This window comes from Chitinimonas violaceus, from assembly GCF_052601015.1.
On record NZ_JBQXDJ010000023.1, the window covers coordinates 28,458 to 44,282 of the forward strand.

The window sequence follows — 15,825 nt, forward strand, 5'->3', positions numbered from 1 at the left end:
TGATTCGTTCCCGTACGGATCACTGAAATAAAAGCGGAACAACTGGGGTCCCGCTAAGGAGTTAGAAAAATGGCATATAGCGAAAAAGTCATCGATCATTACGAAAACCCGCGTAACGTCGGCTCTTTTGAAAAGGGTGACGAATCGGTAGGAACCGGCATGGTAGGTGCGCCTGCCTGTGGCGATGTGATGAAGCTGCAGATCAAAGTGGGTCAGGACGGTGTGATTGAAGACGCCAAGTTCAAGACCTACGGTTGCGGTTCGGCAATTGCCTCAAGCTCACTGATCACCGAATGGGTGAAGGGCAAAACCCTGGATCAGGCCATGGCGATCAAGAATACGCAGATCGCTGAAGAGCTTGCGTTGCCACCGGTCAAGATTCACTGCTCCATCCTGGCTGAGGATGCCATCAAGGCAGCTGTAGCCGACTACAAGGCCAAACACGAGGCTTGATCATGGCGCTTACTCTGTCGGAAAAAGCGGCCAAGCATGTTGCTAACTACATTGCCAAGCGTGGCAAAGGGGTTGGTGTACGGCTTGCTGTGCGTACATCGGGCTGTTCGGGTATGGCTTATAAGCTCGAGTTTGTCGATCAGGCTTCGGATGATGATTTAGCCTTCGAGAGCCACGGCGTCAAGATTTTTACCGATGCCAAGAGCCTGCCTTATCTGGATGGCACCGAGCTTGATTTCGTCAAGGAAGGCTTGAATGAGGGCTTCAAGTTCAATAACCCGAACGTGAAGGACGAGTGCGGCTGCGGGGAAAGTTTCAATACCTGAGCACCTGTTCAGTTGTTCCCTGCAGTAAGGCTGTGACAGGTTATGAGCTCGTGATGAACCGGGCGAGAGGAAATCCAGCGCCGCCCATAAGCGGCGTTGCTTTTTATTGCACCGGGTAAACAGGTTGGAACACCATGGCTTTTGATTTCTCGTTGGATCATTTCTCTTTATTTGGCTTGCAGCGTACGTTTGCGTTGGATAGTGCCGTGCTGGAGTCAGCATATCGGGCGTTGCAGACGCAATATCATCCGGATCGCGCCGCCAGTTTGCCTGATGCCGACAAACGACAGGCATTGCAAGCGGCCACCCGCGTGAATGAAGCTTTCCAACTTCTGAAGTCCCCCATATCGCGTGCACGTTATCTGCTGCAGCTGGTTGGGGTTGATACGCAGGAAGAAACGAACACCAAGATGCCGGTGGCTTTCCTAATGCAGCAGATGGAATGGCGTGAAACGGTAGCGGATGCACGCGCCAGCCAGGATATGCCGGCATTGGACCAATTAGCCGAAGATTTGGGCAAGGAAAGACGCGGATTGGAAGCAGCATTGGTTATTGATCTGGATGTACAGCATGACTATGAGCATGCAGCCCTGACGGTGCGCAAGCTCAGGTTTCTGGAAAAGCTGGATCAGGAAATAGGTGATGCTGTCGAGGTGCTGTTGGACTGAATCATGGGTACAGCGTCAGTTTGGCTAACTAACTGCAATTGAAAGGATGCTGCAATGGATACCAGCAAACATGATTTTGGCGGGCTGTTTGCCCAATTGGGGTTGCCGAACGATGTGCCTGCAATGAAAGCCTTTGTCGCGGCGCACTCTTTGCCCCCCGGTGTTGCGTTGTCGGAAGCTGACTTTTGGCAGCCTTTTCAGTCCAGTTTCCTTGCAGAGGAGTTGGCCGAGGATGGTGATTGGGCCGAGGTGATAGATGAGTTGGCGCTGCTGTTGAGTAAATAGCGACCAGTTAAAGAAGGGCAACGGCCCGTTGGCCAACCCGGACATATGCAACGCTTTGTCCGGGGTTATGAAGATGAAAGTGATATGGCTTTATTTCAAATCGCCGAACCGGGCGAGGCTCCTGCTCCCCATCAGCATCGATTGGCGGTCGGTATTGACCTTGGTACGACCAATTCGCTGGTAGCGACGGTGCGTAGCGGGTCCGCCACTGTGCTGTCGGACGAGCGAGGTCGCAATCTGTTGCCTTCGGTTGTGCATTACGCGGCAGATGGCCAGATCACCATCGGCCATCGTGCCCAAGCCAAGCAGACAGAAGATCCGCGAAACACCATTGTGTCGGTCAAGCGTTTCATGGGCCGCGGTGTGAAAGACCTGCCGGATTCGGCCGCAACGCCGTATCGCTTTGTCGATGCGCCGGGCATGCTCAAACTCAAGACGATAGTTGGCGAAAAAAGCCCCGTGGAAGTCTCGGCTGAAATCCTCCGTGTACTTAAACAACGGGCAGAGGCCAGTCTTGGCGGTGAACTGATGGGGGCGGTGATTACGGTTCCTGCATATTTTGATGATGCACAACGGCAAGCTACCAAGGATGCAGCCCTGCTGGCGGGGTTGAATGTGCTGCGTCTATTGAATGAGCCCACAGCCGCTGCCGTGGCATATGGTCTGGATAACGCAGCTGAAGGCACTTATGTAGTCTACGACCTTGGTGGCGGTACTTTCGATGTCTCGATCTTGAAGCTGACACGAGGTGTTTTCGAAGTATTGGCAACATCGGGAGACTCGGCGCTGGGAGGGGATGATTTTGACCAACGCATTTTCTGCTGGATTGCCGAGCAGGCAGGCTTAAGTCTGCTGGGCGACCAAGATACCCGCTTGTTGCTTACCCGCGCGCGTGAAGCCAAAGAGGCTTTATCCGAGCATGATGCCACCCGTATCACAGCCAAGCTGCAAAGCGGCACTGTGATTGATGTGGAATTGAACGTCGAGACTTTCGAGACTATCAGTAAGACCCTGGTGCAGAAGACCATCAACCCTTTGCGTAAGGCAATGCGGGACGCGAAACTCGGTGTCGACGATATAAAGGGGGTTGTGATGGTTGGGGGGGCTACCCGAATGCCCCATGTCCGCCGTGCAGTGGCTGAGTTCTTCGGTCGTGAGCCATTGACCAATCTTGATCCCGACAAAGTGGTTGCCTTGGGGGCAGCCATGCAGGCCAATGCCTTGGCCGGCAACAAGAGCGACGATGAATGGCTGCTGTTGGATGTGATTCCGCTTTCATTAGGGTTGGAAACCATGGGTGGTCTAGCTGAGAAGGTCATCCCACGCAACAGCACGATCCCGACTGCACGTGCGCAGGATTTCACCACCTATAAGGATGGCCAGACTGCGATGGCTATCCATGTCATACAAGGTGAGCGCGAACTCGTTGCCGATTGCCGCAGCCTTGCGCGCTTTGAGCTACGTGGCATTCCGCCGATGGCAGCGGGTGCGGCCCGTATCCGTGTCACTTTTCAGGTGGATGCCGATGGCCTCTTGGCTGTTTTCGCACGGGAGCAGTCGACCGGGGTTGAAGCCAGCATTGCAGTGAAGCCGTCGTATGGCTTGGCTGACGATGAGATTGCCAAGATGCTGCAGGATTCGCTGGCCAATGCCGGTGCCGACATGAAAGCCCGTAGCCTGGCAGAAGCGAGAGTCGAGGCCGAGAGTCTTATGACGGCGACGACAACCGCCCTGGCCGTGGATGCTGCGCTATTAAGCGAAGCGGAACACAAGAAAGTGCAGGCAGCGATTGCGTTGCTGCACGAGGCCACGGGTGGTGAAGATGCTGCGTTGATTCGTACGCGTACCGAGGAATTGAATCAAGCCACGGCTGATTTTGCAGGACAACGTATGGACCAAGCGGTGAAGCGTGGATTGACTGGCCATAAGTTGAGCGAGCTGGGTTAAGAGCCGCTAACAAAACCCTTATGGCGTTGTTGTGTAAGCTTGCCGTACCCGCGTACTGTCTGCGCGTACACGCCTAGCCAGAACTGCTTCGCTGGGTTTTGTTAGTGGCTCTAAGCCGGCAGATCGATAGCTAGATTGTGGATCCCTGGCTTTGGCGTGCAGCGCATCTGCGCAATCCTGACGGCAACTGCATCATTCTTTTTCTACGCGGGTGAGAACTGACTTAGCCCGCGCTGGTATTTGCAAGACATTTGAAGAAACAGCGAGAGGCAAATATGCCCATCATCACCGTACTACCCCATGCCCAATTGTGTCCCGAGGGTGCGACCTTGCAGGTTGAGTCTGGCGAGACTATCTGCGATGCCTTGTTGAACAACGACATTGCGATTGAACACGCTTGCGAGAAGTCATGCGCCTGCACCACCTGCCATGTCATCGTGAAAAAGGGCTTCAATAGCTTGGCCCCGAGTGAAGAGGAGGAGGATGACCTGCTCGATAAAGCCTGGGGGCTGACGAGTGTCTCGCGCCTATCTTGCCAAGCGGTTGTGACGAAGGATGACCTTACCGTGGAAATTCCCAAGTACACCATCAATCATGCACGTGAGCACTACGACAAAGACTGGGACGTTTAACCGTCACGGCAAAGGAGCAGATCATGAAATGGACAGACTCACGTGAGATTGCCATCGCGCTTTGCGACAAATTTCCGGATACCGACCCCAAGTCCATACGTTTCACCGACTTGAGGCAATGGGTGCTGAAATTGGAAGGGTTTGATGACGACCCAGCACATTGTGGCGAGAAGATTTTGGAGGCCATCCAGCTGAATTGGATGGACGAAGCAGAGTAGTTCCCATCGCTTTGCTGCAGGAGTACAAAAAGGGCGCATCAGCGCCTTTTTTGTTTTGGTGTGGCGCTTGTGCACGGTAGGATTGGCTACATCGCAAAACAACGAGAGGATAGCCATGCTGATGCAGGCTGATAATTGCACGCTGCTGGTTGTGGATGTGCAGGAAAAGCTGATTGCTTCCATTGTCGAAGCGCCGCGATTGGTGGCATCGATGAAGTGGTTGGTGGATGCCGCCCGTATGAATGGTGTGCCCATCGTGGTGTCGGAGCAATATCCCCAAGGACTGGGCCATACTTTGCCTCTTCTTACGGATGCGGCAGCCAACCACGTTGTCGTCGGGAAGACAGTTTTCTCCTGTGTCGCAGCTGATTGTTTGAAGGGTACGCTGCTTGAGGTTCGCCAACAGGTTGTGATCTGCGGGATCGAAGCACATGTTTGTGTGTTGCAAACAGCATTGGACCTTAAAGCCGTAGGAAAAGAGGTCTTCGTGGTGGCGGATGCCGTGGGTTCCCGCAGCCAGGAAGACAAGGCTGCGGCTTTAGCCCGTGTAGCGGCGGCAGGTGTGCAGGTGATAACGCGTGAAATGGCGCTCTTCGAGTGGATGCGCGATAGCCGTGCACCGCAATTCAGAGATGCGAGCAAGCAATTATTGCAAGTGCCGCCAGCGTTGAAATTCTCGGAAGTGCTGGCTTGTCTGCCGCGTGTTGATCGTCTAGGTGGCATGCAGTTGTGGCGCGAGGGCAAGCTTGAAGCTGTGATCGAGAACCGTCCCGGCCAAACAGGCTCTTTGGCGGTTTACCATGCCCTCTATCGTGACTATGGCGCGATCACGCCTAAAGCCGCGCGGCTTGGACAATGGTTGTATAGCGAACATGCTGAAGACGCTCGCACACACCCAGGCAAGCACCCAAATATCGACCGCTTGTTCTCGTTGGAGGTTCTGGGTGGCGGGTATGGTGTACGGTTGCTGATGCAATGATCTGAATATAAAAAGGCTGGTTCCAAACCAGCCTTTTGATTGGCATCAACCTACGCAAGACTTTAGTCATATTCCTGCTTATAACCAGTTCCAAGTCTTGCGAGTTGGGGTGCTTTTAACGCTATATCGCGGTGTCTAGCAGGTATGGAAAGACCATTAGAACCCGTTTACGACCTGTCAAGAGCAGCTGTCAGCAGGGCGCAGAGCAGCGCAGAAACCGAAGTGTACTTAGGTACATGAGGATTTCGAGCAGCACACAAGCCCTGATCACAGCTGCGCAGTAAGATCGTGAGCAGGTAATTAGTCCATGATCCAGGCTTGGCTCCCTTTAGGCTGTTTATACCACCTCGGGTCTTGATAGTCGCCATGTGCCAAGTCCGGCCGCACTTTCAGTACCGTAAACATCCCACCCATTTCAATGGGGCCGTAGGGGCCGGTCCCGGTCATCATCGGCAGGGTATTGGCAGGCAAAGGCATCATCTCGTTCATGGATGCCATATTCTGCATTTCAGCCATACCAGTGCTGCCCATGGCCATATAGTGCTTGCCCGGTAGCAGCTGTTCGAGATGATGAGAGAGCTTTTTCTGGTCCACGCCCAGCATATTGGGGCCACTATGGCCCATCGGCCCCATGGTGTGATGTGACTTGTGGCAGTGAAATGCCCAGTCTCCCGGTGCATCGGCGATGAATTCGATCACCCGCATCTGGCCAACGGCAATATCGGTGGTTACTTCAGGCCATTGTGCTGCAGGGGGAATCCAGCCGCCATCAGTACCGCTCACCTTGAAAGTATGGCCATGCAGGTGGATGGGGTGGTTGGTCATTGTGAGGTTACCCACCCGAATCCGAACCCGCTCGCCCTGACGCGCCACCAGTGTCTGGATAGCGGGAAAAGTACGGGAGTTGAAGGTCCAGAGATTGAAGTCCGTCATCGTCGATGTTTTCGCGGTCATCGTATCTGGTTCAATGTCGTAGGCGGCCAGCAGGAACGCGTAGTCACGGTCGACCCGTCGTTCATTCGGGTTTCTTGGGTGAACGATGAACAATCCCATCATACCCAGCGCCATTTGTACCTGTTCATCGGCATGCGGGTGATACATGAAGGTACCGGATTTACTGAGGGTGAACTCATAGACGCAGGTCTTGCCGGGTGGAATCTGTGGTTGGTTCAACCCGCCTACGCCATCCATGCCATTCGGTAGCAGTAAGCCATGCCAATGGATGGTGGTGTGTTCCGGCAGCTTGTTGGTAACGAATATGCGGATCTTATCGCCTTCGACAGCTTCGATGGTTGGGCCCGGCGAGCCACCGTTATAGCCCCAGAACTTCGCCTTCATGCCCGGCGCAACCTCTTGTTCTATGGGTTCCGCAGTCAGGCGAAACTCCTTTACCCCATCCTTCACAGTCCAATCCAGCGACTGACCATTGAGTGTGACAACCGGTGTGTGACCTTCCTTTGCAACCATCCCCGAGGGTTTGCCAGAAGGGGTGTTAACGGCGACGCGTTCTGCTGCATGGGCAGCTGGCAGCGCGGAGAGGGCAGCCATAGAACCTGCGAAGCTGCTGAGAAATGTACGTCTTTGCATGGCTATTCCTTTTCCCCTCTCAATGGTGCTTGGTGGGGGCTTCAATGATGCTGGGGATGGACTTGATAGTGGGTTGCTCGTAGTTCGGGGTAGGCAGTTTGCCCCCGACCAAAGATTCGAGCGCCAGCCAAGCCAACCAGTAGTCCCGTTGGGCGATTATTAGCCGCTGTTGGGTTGCCAGCTCTGCCATTCGTGATTTCAACAGTTCATCCACGCCTCGAAGCATGCCGTTGTAGTGTTTAAGCGCTTCTGTGCTGGCGGCTTGTCGTTGGGGAAGTATCTCCTGCGCAAGGGCTTGCCAACGTTGCTGTGCCAGAGCCAGCTTGCTTTCGAGCTCAGTAAGTTTGCTGGCCAGCTCGTGTACATCGGTTTCGGCTGCCAAACGGGTTCCGAGCTGATTTTCCTTATGACCGAGAGCATTTTTGCCACTGAACAAGGGCAAGGTGGGGACAGTCTGGCGCAAGGTGTTTTGTTCACTAACGCTACGATCTTGGCTAAGCGTATTTAGTACGTGGCGAAGCGGGAGGTTGTACTGTTTGGCGAGTTCCAGCAGTCCTTTGAAGCGGGGAATGCCAGCAGGTGGGGTGGGTAATGGCGCCAGCTTTAATGGCGTATCGGGATTTATGCCCAATTCACGACGTAGATCAAGCAAAGCCATTTCGCCTGTTTGGCGTTCTTCCATCACTTCCAGCCGGGTATCGCCGACTTCGGCCAATGCTGTCGCCTCATCCAGTCGTGAGAGGTTGCTTGCATCGCGTCGGCTACGAGCCAACTCCATCAATGCCTCAGTAGCAGTCTGTTGGTCTGTAAGGGCAGGGCGTAAGGCCTCTGCGGCAGCGGCACGGTACCATGCTTCTTGAACGATTTGGCTGCGATGCAGCAGGTTCTGCACCAGTTTACTGGTTCGGTCATCCAACTGGGATGGATTACCGATCAGCTCCTGCCACAGGTCCAGTTTGCCTTCGTGCAGCCAGCCGGCAGCAAGCAGTGCATTTGGTGTGGTGCCAAGGTCCAGGAGGGTATTACGGACTTCTGGATGTTGCAGCAAGGCCAGCCTTACAGCTGTGGCAGCATCAAAAGGTTGAGCCAACCGGTTTTGTACGGTGGTTTGCGCCGCAGCGTCAAAACGGGCCAGCGACGGGAATGGAATGGGTTCGGCAAAGGCCGTCGATAAGCTGAGCGCGATCAGCCATCGAATAGGAAAACGGGAAATTGTCACGATCGAATCTCCAAAGCAGCCATGTATAGATGGCCGAAGGTGAGCCGCAAAAGCACTAATAAATGCTACGGCTACGCTTTTCCAGCCTGATCACGATAGCTCATGAACAGGTGCTGGTTGGGGATCAGATCAATTGGGGAGGACGTTCCGGCTGTGGAAGTGTGGTGCTGTCAAAGCTCTCGGCCAGCAATGGGGTCTGGCAACCGGGCCGGCTTGGGATGATGCCAAATGCCAAACCCAAGGGGGTGGGCTTGATGTTTTGGCTGACACATTTGGCTATGCAGTCCGGATTATCACTACTGCAGCAATCAGCCTTGGCATGGACCTTGGATTTCTGACTGTTGGATGGCGTACTGCTTTCATTGGTATGGCAGGCTTGGTTGGCTTCTTTGAGATTGGTGGGCGTACTACTACGTATTGTTACTGCCTGGGCAGGCAGCAACGTCAGCAGCGCTATACAAAGTGCTGGTAACAAACGCAACAGAATCGCGATAAAAGAAGGCATCTATAAAGTTTAACCAAGGGGTAGGAGCTCTGACCAGCACAGATAGAAAGGAGTTCCGGTATATCTTGTTACATTCTCTGAATTAACCGGAGTTCTTACGGTACAAATAGTAACGTTCATTGCGGTCGCCCGGACGCCCACCTTGCCAGACCTCCTGCCAACCTTCTGGTACAGACAATGATTCCCGACCACCCTGGCGTAGTAGCCAGCGACAGTTGGTGTCAACATTCACTTCGCGCCGGTCGGTCTGCAAGCCTAGGTAGTAGTGAAGCGCCGCGCGCTGATTGCTTTGCAGGTTCTCACTGCTGATGCAGCTGTCCGTGGGTAGCTGATTGGCAATGCTATGGGCAAAGTCACGATAACTGGTTCGTGCATTGACCCAATCAGTGGCAAATGCGGTAGCCAACCCCCAACACAGCGTAATGCCTGCTGCCCAGTTAGTCACAGCTTGTCGCCCCATGGGTCGGCTTCGGGAAACCGCCCAGACCCAAAGCAGGGTAAACGTGATACCAAATAATAAGGCTGCAATCGAAAGCTCTGCCTGGAAGCTGGGCGCCAGTTCGTTGATTCGCACGGTAAGCCTGGCCGGGTAGCCCAAGTGCATGGCGGACCAGATTACCCAAAGGCATATGGCAAGCAGGCCAAAGGTGAATATGCCAAACCAGTTGATGAACGAAGCTGCACCACGGCGCAATACATCCAAACCCACCGCACCGATCAACGCCAGCGGTGGCAATAGCAACAGCGCATAGCCGCTGCGGCCGCTATCGGACAGGAAGAGGCAAAGCAAGGTCAGAAACCCGGCCAACAACGGTAACTGGAATTGGGTCTGGTTAAGCCGGTCTCGTTGCATCCATAAGGTGGCACCGGCAAGGAACCAGCTGGGCCAGGCAAACCAGGGCAATAACTTCAGGTAATAGCCGAAAGGGTGCATGGCTCGGACATAGGCAAAACCGCCGAAAAAGCCCAATGAATACCAGTCGTACCAATTTGTGAAAGCGGCCGGGGAATTTTGGTATAGCGCCAGTGCCCAGCTGGCAATCAATGGAATCGCCAGCGCCAGAGCAATCAATAGCGTCAATCCATAGCGTTGGAAGCGCCATGCTTTGAATATAGGAAGCAGGATCGCCAAGACGAGCAGTAAGGCTGCTTCAGCAAGGCTACCGCTCAGGCCGCAGGCCGATAGCGCTATTCCCAGTATGACTCCTGCAATCGAGGGTCGACGGGGCGCCAACGCTGTGGCATAGATACCCCAGCACCAAGCGGATAACACGGCGATATCGCCATTGAGTGCATGACCCGGCATCAGTAAACCAACACAACCAATTAGTATGAGTACGCCGCTGCGCCCATGGCGACGGCCGACCAATTCCCGTGCTGTCAGGCCCACACCCCAAAGCGCCATCGCCATAAATCCACCCGTGGCTAGGCGAGCGCCTTCATGCAATGAAAGGCCAAGCCACTGACCAACCCATGCGAATACCGCAGCTGCCCAGTAAAACAGTGGCGCGCGTTCCAGCCAAGGCTCCCCGGCGAGCATGGGCAGGCTCCAGCTCCCTTCGCTCAGCAGGTTACGGACGATATCGGAAATCACAATCTCGTCGGGCTTGAGTGGTTCCAGGCGAAGCAGTCCAGGTAATAGCCAAGCCAGGCAGAGTAATAACAACAGCCATGGTTTTTCTGTAGCCTGAGGTAGGTCTTGTTCGTTTGGCGGGGTGTAGGTGAGCATTGGCGCGAGCGGCTGGATGGTGCTTGAAGTCTAACAGGGCATAGGCTCGGGCAACGAAGCTTGGTTTCCCGGGGAAACAAAAAAGGCAGCCTTGGCTGCCTTTTTCTTGGTAAGCAGGAATTACTTCTTGCCGTACATCGAGAACTTGTTCTTGAACTTTTCGATACGGCCAGCGGTATCGACGATCTTTTGCTTACCGGTGTAGAAGGGGTGTGATTCGGACGATACGTCCAGACGCACAACCGGGTAATCCTTGCCATCAGTCCACTTCATGGTTTCGGAACCACGGGCCTTCATTGTGGTGCGGGTCAGGAATTTGAAGTCAACGCTTGCGTCAAAGAAGATGACTTCGTTGTATTCGGGGTGAATGCCAGCTTTCATTTCGGGGGTCCCTTAGCTAAAGGTGGGCCTGGGTTGTGCAGCGCCCGTCTTACGTAGAAAAGTTCGCGATTATGCGTGAGAACGCTTTGATTGGGCAAGAGATTCTGTGTTTTAGAGCCTCTTTAAAGTCTGCTGCGCGTTAGCCTCCTCACTTGCTTTTGCCTTGTCTTGTTCTGGCAGGCGAGATTTTGAGGAGGTTCTTGGCATTTGTTCAGATCTGTCAAGAGCAACTGTCAGCGGGGCACAGAACAGCGCACAAGCCCCGATCACGGCTGCGCAGTAAGATCGTAAGCAAGTTCTTAGTCCAAAGAAAAACCGGCCTGGGTGCGGCCGGTCTTCTTTAACCAGAACAAGATGTTAACGACGCATCGAATCGAAGAAGTCGTTATTGGTCTTGGTCTGTTTGATCTTGTCGAACAGAAATTCCATCGCTTCCAGCTCGTCCATTGGGTAGAGCAGTTTGCGCAACACCCAGATTTTCTGCAGCTGTTCTGGGGGAATCAATAGCTCTTCGCGGCGCGTGCCTGAACGGTTGACGTTGATGGCAGGGTAAATCCGTTTCTCGGCCATGCGGCGGTCGAGATGGATTTCCATATTGCCTGTACCCTTGAATTCTTCGTAGATCACATCATCCATACGGCTGCCAGTATCGATCAAGGCGGTGGCGATGATGGTCAGCGAACCACCTTCTTCGATATTGCGGGCTGCACCGAAGAAGCGTTTGGGTTTTTGTAGTGCATTGGCATCCACACCACCGGTTAATACCTTGCCCGATGCCGGGATCACGGTATTGTAGGCGCGGGCCAGACGAGTGATCGAATCGAGCAGAACGACCACGTCCTTCTTGTGTTCGACCAGACGCTTCGCTTTTTCGATCACCATCTCGGCGACCTGTACGTGACGCGTTGCCGGCTCATCGAAGGTGGATGCCACGACTTCACCGCGTACATTGCGGCTCATCTCGGTGACCTCCTCGGGCCGCTCATCGATCAGCAGCACAATCAGCACCACATCAGGGTGATTGGCAGTGATGGCATGGGCGATATTCTGCAGCATCACCGTCTTACCGGACTTGGGCGGCGCTACCAGGAGGCCGCGCTGACCTTTGCCGATGGGGGCGACTAGGTCGATGATACGTCCGGTAATGTTTTGTTCGGACTTGATATCCCGTTCCAGTTGTAAACGCTTGGTTGGAAACAGGGGGGTCAGGTTTTCGAACAGAATCTTGTTCTTGGCGGCTTCGGGCGGTTCACCGTTGACCTTATCTACCTTGACCAGGGCAAAGTAGCGTTCGCCATCCTTGGGTGTACGGATCTCGCCTTCTACCGTGTCACCGGTGTGCAGATTGAAGCGGCGGATCTGTGAAGGCGAGACGTAGATGTCGTCAGGGCCTGCAAGGTAGCTGGTATCGGGACTGCGCAAAAAACCAAAGCCGTCGGGCAGCACTTCCATCGTGCCGTCGCCGTAAATACTTTCGCCTTTTTTGGCCTGACTTTTCAATAAAGCAAAAATCAGGTCTTGTTTGCGCATCCGGTTTGCACCGTCAATATCTGTGGCCATGTCGACCAACTCGGATACGTGCTTGTGCTTTAGGTCGGACAAATGCATGTGCGGATAGACTTTCCAGTCTGGGTGGAGGGAGTTGTTAAATGTAGGGGTACTTAGATGGATGATGCGGCAGGGCGCCGACCTAATTGCCGGAACGAATACTACGGCAATTCTCTAGAACAGATATGCAGGGAGCTTAGATGCGCCTTTGCAAGCTGTCAACGAACAAAAAAAGAAAACCGCATGTCTGTCGTAAAGCAGGCACGCGGTTTTTGGCCGGTGAGGTGCTATCGGCCTACAAATTGCTGTCGATAAAGCTCATCAATTGGGACTTGCTGAGTGCGCCAACCTTGGTTGCAGCCACTGCGCCACCCTTGAAGATCATCAAGGTTGGAATGCCGCGGATGCCGAATTTGGGCGGGGTTGCTTCGTTATGATCGATGTTCAGCTTGCAGACTTTCAGCTTGCCGCTGTATTCGCTGGCTACTTCATCCAGAATGGGCGCGATCATCTTGCAAGGTCCGCACCATTCAGCCCAGTAATCTACCAGCACTGGGCCATCGGCCTTCAGTACATCGTTTTCGAAGCTGGCATCGCTTACGTGGTGAATCAGCTCGTTGCTCATAATTTCTCCAATGATCTAGAACGCGCCGGTATTGCCGGCTACACAGATTGAATCGTAACCGATCATGCGTTCAACCGGAATGCATCTGGCGATTGAATGTTTAGATTGGCTCGATAGTTCACTCGCCACGCATGGCTGCCACAGCCTGGTCGAGCCGCTCCACTGCGGTGATTTGCATACCTGCGATGGGTTGCTTTGGTGCGTTGGCTTTGGGAATGATGGCACTGGTGAAGCCTAGTTTTGCTGCCTCCTTCAGCCGTTCCTGCCCTCGTTGTACTGGTCGCACTTCGCCTGCGAGCCCGACTTCGCCGAAGACCACCAGCTTTTCCGGCAACGCTCTGCTGCGTAAAGAAGACACAATGGCCAGCAAAACGGCAAGGTCGGCTGCCGGCTCGGCAATCCGTACGCCACCAACTGCATTCACAAAGACATCCTGGTCGAAACAAGCCACACCGGCGTGGCGATGCAACACCGCCAATAACAAGGAAAGGCGGTTCTGTTCCAAACCCACAGCCAGCCGTTTGGGGTTGGGAGCATGAGCCTCATCGACCAGCGCCTGAATTTCGACCAACAGGGGGCGCGTGCCTTCCTGGGTAACCAATACACAGGCACCAGGAACGGGTTCGGCATGCTGGCTGAGGAACAAAGCGGAAGGGTTGGTGACGCCGCGTAAGCCCTTGTCGGTCATCGCGAATACACCAAGTTCATTGACGGCGCCAAAACGGTTCTTTTGGGCGCGGATCAACCGAAAGCTTGAATGGGTGTCTCCTTCGAAATACAACACCGCATCGACGATATGCTCCAGAACACGTGGGCCGGCTAGTGCACCATCTTTGGTCACGTGGCCCACCAACAGGATGGTGGTACCGGTGGTTTTTGCGTACCGTGTCAATTGGGCTGAACATTCTCGCACCTGGGCGACAGAGCCCGGTGCTGATTGCAACTGTTCGCTGTAAACCGTCTGGATGGAGTCGATTACGGCAATCTGTGGCTTTTCATGGGTTAAAGTCGCAAGAATCGTCTCCATATTGATTTCGGCCAACAGTCGTACGGGGCCCGCTTCCAGCGCCAAGCGGCGGGCTCGCAACGCGATCTGCTGGGCAGACTCCTCGCCGGAGACATACAACACCCGTTGTTCTTGGCCCAAATGGCAAAGCGCTTGTAAAAGCAGCGTGGATTTGCCGATGCCGGGGTCACCGCCAATCAATACGACAGCGCCCTTCACGAGTCCACCACCAAGCACACGGTCGAGCTCTTCACTGCCGGTGTGGATACGGGGCGCTTCCGCAGTTTCAACATCGGTGAGTGACTGTACGCCGCCGCCTGCTGCAAGTGAGTGAAAGCGGCTGTTGGCGGATTTTGGTTCAGCTGCGATGGTTTCTGTCAGCGTGTTCCAGGCATTGCAATGCGGGCACTGCCCCTGCCACTTGGGATTGACGCCCCCGCATTCAGAGCAGGTATAAACAGTCTTAGTTTTGGCCATAAGCGTTTACGATCCCGACTTCATAATTCATCGAGCGCTTCGACGTCTAAATGTGCAATATCGCCCCATTGCTCGATATGAAATTGGTTTGCCGTAAATCGCATCCGGTTGATGCTGGCGTTGTGTAAGGGGTACTTGCGTGGCTCGGATAAGGCCATGCCGTGAGCGGCTCGATATGCGCAATCAAGGACGCCACCATGCGCAACGATGATGACAGCCTTGCCAGCATGTTCGCGCGCGATAGTGCCAAGTGCACCAAGTACACGTTGATTGAACTGAATCAGGCTTTCTCCTTGTGGCAAGACGTAAGCCGGATCGCGCTGTTGCCAACGGCGGTAGGTTTCGGGATGTTCCTGTGCCATTTCTTCTGGTGTCAGCGTCGAAAGCACGCCGTAGTGTCTTTCCCGCAGGCGGGCATCAAGCCGCATGGGTAACTTGATGGCAAGACCAGTCGGCTCAGCAGTACGGCGGGCACGGCATAGGTCGCTGCTATAGAGTGCGACAAACGCTTGTTGGCTGTGTTGGTGTATCAGGCGTTCTGCCAGCTTCTTTGCTTGCCAGGCGCCATTGGCGTTAAGAGGAATATCGGTGTGGCCTTGGAAGCGGCGTTCCGCATTCCAGGCTGTTTCGCCATGGCGAATCAGCCAAAGTTGTGTATTGGGCATGGTTCAGACTGTGGTTGTGGCCAATGGTGCGTAACACCAGTGCCAAGGTTCGTAGACGATGCCTGTAGGGTTGTCGCGAGGGTAACTCAGGTGAAAACCGAACCGTTGTGCGTGCAGTACCAGCCAGGCAAAGGCCGGCGTATTTTCAAAGCTTTCCTCCAATGCCTCACTGTTGGGTGTGGTGACGTCCAAAGCACGGCCGGTGTGGTGTTCGCTATGGCCGGGTGCTGCGCTGACTTGCAGAATAGTGTCAATGGTTTGGCCTTGCGCCAATTTGCGTTGGATCAGGCCAACCTGATAATCGACACTGCGAAAGGCGGATGCGAGTTGCAGCACAACACCATCTGCCGATGCAGCAGCCTGCATGATCCGCCAGGCTGCAGCGGTAGCCGGCTCGGCGAATTGGTCTCGACCAAAGGCATCCAGGCCAAGCGGCACCAGCAGTGGTGCTTCCTGGCAAAGTGGCAGGGCTTGTAACTGAGGATGTCCTGCAGGAATGCCCAAAGTTGCATGCAGTGCGGCGATGCGGGTGGTGTAGTCCGACATGCGAGGTCAACCGAGAGGCGTAGAAACCG

General features: G+C 54.4%; 18 protein-coding genes. 8 read left to right on the plus strand and 10 right to left on the minus strand.

Features of this window, described 5'->3' with window-relative positions; all coding sequences use genetic code 11:
* Positions 1-69 precede the first annotated feature (69 nt).
* The 8 genes from iscU to ACUHMQ_RS10105 all read left to right on the plus strand — a co-directional run bounded on the left by iscU (position 70) and on the right by ACUHMQ_RS10105 (position 5,508).
* Entirely contained in the window at positions 70-453 is a 384-nt protein-coding gene (gene iscU / locus ACUHMQ_RS10070; protein ID WP_445295334.1) for a Fe-S cluster assembly scaffold IscU, read from the plus strand.
* Positions 454-455: 2 nt separating this feature from the next.
* Entirely contained in the window at positions 456-779 is a 324-nt protein-coding gene (iscA, locus tag ACUHMQ_RS10075; protein ID WP_445295335.1) for an iron-sulfur cluster assembly protein IscA, read from the plus strand.
* Positions 780-913: 134 nt separating this feature from the next.
* Positions 914-1,447 carry a Fe-S protein assembly co-chaperone HscB gene (hscB, locus tag ACUHMQ_RS10080; RefSeq protein WP_445295336.1) on the plus strand — a complete coding sequence of 178 codons (534 nt, stop codon included), beginning with the start codon at positions 914-916 and terminating at the stop codon, positions 1,445-1,447.
* Between the two features lie 54 nt (positions 1,448-1,501).
* The gene (locus ACUHMQ_RS10085; RefSeq protein ID WP_445295337.1) at positions 1,502-1,732 is read left to right on the plus strand and encodes a DUF2789 domain-containing protein; all 231 of its coding nucleotides are present in this window, start codon (positions 1,502-1,504) and stop codon (positions 1,730-1,732) included.
* A gap of 84 nt (positions 1,733-1,816) precedes the next feature.
* Complete coding sequence (gene hscA / locus ACUHMQ_RS10090; protein ID WP_445295338.1) at positions 1,817-3,679, plus strand: Fe-S protein assembly chaperone HscA; 1,863 nt, start codon at positions 1,817-1,819, stop codon at positions 3,677-3,679.
* A gap of 275 nt (positions 3,680-3,954) precedes the next feature.
* Positions 3,955-4,311 carry an ISC system 2Fe-2S type ferredoxin gene (fdx, locus tag ACUHMQ_RS10095; RefSeq protein ID WP_445295339.1) on the plus strand — a complete coding sequence of 119 codons (357 nt, stop codon included), beginning with the start codon at positions 3,955-3,957 and terminating at the stop codon, positions 4,309-4,311.
* A 23-nt stretch (positions 4,312-4,334) separates the two neighbouring features.
* Positions 4,335-4,529: a Fe-S cluster assembly protein IscX gene (iscX, locus tag ACUHMQ_RS10100; protein ID WP_445295340.1), complete on the plus strand. Its 195-nt coding sequence runs from the start codon at positions 4,335-4,337 to the stop codon at positions 4,527-4,529.
* Between the two features lie 115 nt (positions 4,530-4,644).
* Complete coding sequence (locus ACUHMQ_RS10105) at positions 4,645-5,508, plus strand: isochorismatase family protein (RefSeq protein ID WP_445295341.1); 864 nt, start codon at positions 4,645-4,647, stop codon at positions 5,506-5,508.
* A gap of 300 nt (positions 5,509-5,808) precedes the next feature.
* On the opposite strand, the gene ACUHMQ_RS10110 is transcribed toward ACUHMQ_RS10105, so the two are convergent.
* The 10 genes from ACUHMQ_RS10110 to ACUHMQ_RS10155 all read right to left on the minus strand — a co-directional run bounded on the left by ACUHMQ_RS10110 (position 5,809) and on the right by ACUHMQ_RS10155 (position 15,796).
* Positions 5,809-7,095 (minus strand): multicopper oxidase family protein, encoded by a 1,287-nt coding sequence (locus ACUHMQ_RS10110; RefSeq protein ID WP_445295342.1) that lies wholly within the window; start codon positions 7,093-7,095, stop codon positions 5,809-5,811.
* A gap of 19 nt (positions 7,096-7,114) precedes the next feature.
* Positions 7,115-8,314: a TolC family protein gene (locus ACUHMQ_RS10115; protein ID WP_445295343.1), complete on the minus strand. Its 1,200-nt coding sequence runs from the start codon at positions 8,312-8,314 to the stop codon at positions 7,115-7,117.
* A 124-nt stretch (positions 8,315-8,438) separates the two neighbouring features.
* Complete coding sequence (locus tag ACUHMQ_RS10120) at positions 8,439-8,819, minus strand: hypothetical protein (RefSeq protein WP_445295344.1); 381 nt, start codon at positions 8,817-8,819, stop codon at positions 8,439-8,441.
* Between the two features lie 82 nt (positions 8,820-8,901).
* Positions 8,902-10,548 (minus strand): ArnT family glycosyltransferase, encoded by a 1,647-nt coding sequence (locus ACUHMQ_RS10125; RefSeq protein WP_445295345.1) that lies wholly within the window; start codon positions 10,546-10,548, stop codon positions 8,902-8,904.
* Positions 10,549-10,668: 120 nt separating this feature from the next.
* Positions 10,669-10,929, minus strand: coding sequence for a type B 50S ribosomal protein L31 (locus ACUHMQ_RS10130; protein ID WP_445295346.1), 261 nt, complete (start codon positions 10,927-10,929; stop codon positions 10,669-10,671).
* A 357-nt stretch (positions 10,930-11,286) separates the two neighbouring features.
* Entirely contained in the window at positions 11,287-12,537 is a 1,251-nt protein-coding gene (gene rho / locus ACUHMQ_RS10135; protein ID WP_445295347.1) for a transcription termination factor Rho, read from the minus strand.
* A gap of 235 nt (positions 12,538-12,772) precedes the next feature.
* Complete coding sequence (gene trxA / locus ACUHMQ_RS10140; RefSeq protein ID WP_445295348.1) at positions 12,773-13,102, minus strand: thioredoxin TrxA; 330 nt, start codon at positions 13,100-13,102, stop codon at positions 12,773-12,775.
* A 118-nt stretch (positions 13,103-13,220) separates the two neighbouring features.
* Entirely contained in the window at positions 13,221-14,585 is a 1,365-nt protein-coding gene (gene radA / locus ACUHMQ_RS10145; RefSeq protein ID WP_445295349.1) for a DNA repair protein RadA, read from the minus strand.
* Positions 14,586-14,605: 20 nt separating this feature from the next.
* Complete coding sequence (locus ACUHMQ_RS10150; RefSeq protein WP_445295350.1) at positions 14,606-15,250, minus strand: histidine phosphatase family protein; 645 nt, start codon at positions 15,248-15,250, stop codon at positions 14,606-14,608.
* Between the two features lie 3 nt (positions 15,251-15,253).
* Positions 15,254-15,796 carry a M15 family metallopeptidase gene (locus ACUHMQ_RS10155; RefSeq protein ID WP_445295351.1) on the minus strand — a complete coding sequence of 181 codons (543 nt, stop codon included), beginning with the start codon at positions 15,794-15,796 and terminating at the stop codon, positions 15,254-15,256.
* Positions 15,797-15,825: the final 29 nt, after the last annotated feature.

Coding starts and splice junctions, on each gene's coding strand:
- iscU (WP_445295334.1), top strand. CDS start 70: ATGGCATATAGCGAAAAAGTCATCGATCATTACGAAAACCCGCGTAAC.
- trxA (WP_445295348.1), bottom strand. CDS start 13,102: ATGAGCAACGAGCTGATTCACCACGTAAGCGATGCCAGCTTCGAAAAC.
- ACUHMQ_RS10130 (WP_445295346.1), bottom strand. CDS start 10,929: ATGAAAGCTGGCATTCACCCCGAATACAACGAAGTCATCTTCTTTGAC.
- ACUHMQ_RS10150 (WP_445295350.1), bottom strand. CDS start 15,250: ATGCCCAATACACAACTTTGGCTGATTCGCCATGGCGAAACAGCCTGG.
- fdx (WP_445295339.1), top strand. CDS start 3,955: ATGCCCATCATCACCGTACTACCCCATGCCCAATTGTGTCCCGAGGGT.
- rho (WP_445295347.1), bottom strand. CDS start 12,537: ATGCATTTGTCCGACCTAAAGCACAAGCACGTATCCGAGTTGGTCGAC.
- radA (WP_445295349.1), bottom strand. CDS start 14,585: ATGGCCAAAACTAAGACTGTTTATACCTGCTCTGAATGCGGGGGCGTC.
- ACUHMQ_RS10120 (WP_445295344.1), bottom strand. CDS start 8,819: ATGCCTTCTTTTATCGCGATTCTGTTGCGTTTGTTACCAGCACTTTGT.
- ACUHMQ_RS10155 (WP_445295351.1), bottom strand. CDS start 15,796: ATGTCGGACTACACCACCCGCATCGCCGCACTGCATGCAACTTTGGGC.
- hscA (WP_445295338.1), top strand. CDS start 1,817: ATGGCTTTATTTCAAATCGCCGAACCGGGCGAGGCTCCTGCTCCCCAT.
- ACUHMQ_RS10085 (WP_445295337.1), top strand. CDS start 1,502: ATGGATACCAGCAAACATGATTTTGGCGGGCTGTTTGCCCAATTGGGG.
- hscB (WP_445295336.1), top strand. CDS start 914: ATGGCTTTTGATTTCTCGTTGGATCATTTCTCTTTATTTGGCTTGCAG.
- ACUHMQ_RS10110 (WP_445295342.1), bottom strand. CDS start 7,095: ATGCAAAGACGTACATTTCTCAGCAGCTTCGCAGGTTCTATGGCTGCC.
- ACUHMQ_RS10125 (WP_445295345.1), bottom strand. CDS start 10,548: ATGCTCACCTACACCCCGCCAAACGAACAAGACCTACCTCAGGCTACA.
- iscX (WP_445295340.1), top strand. CDS start 4,335: ATGAAATGGACAGACTCACGTGAGATTGCCATCGCGCTTTGCGACAAA.
- iscA (WP_445295335.1), top strand. CDS start 456: ATGGCGCTTACTCTGTCGGAAAAAGCGGCCAAGCATGTTGCTAACTAC.
- ACUHMQ_RS10105 (WP_445295341.1), top strand. CDS start 4,645: ATGCTGATGCAGGCTGATAATTGCACGCTGCTGGTTGTGGATGTGCAG.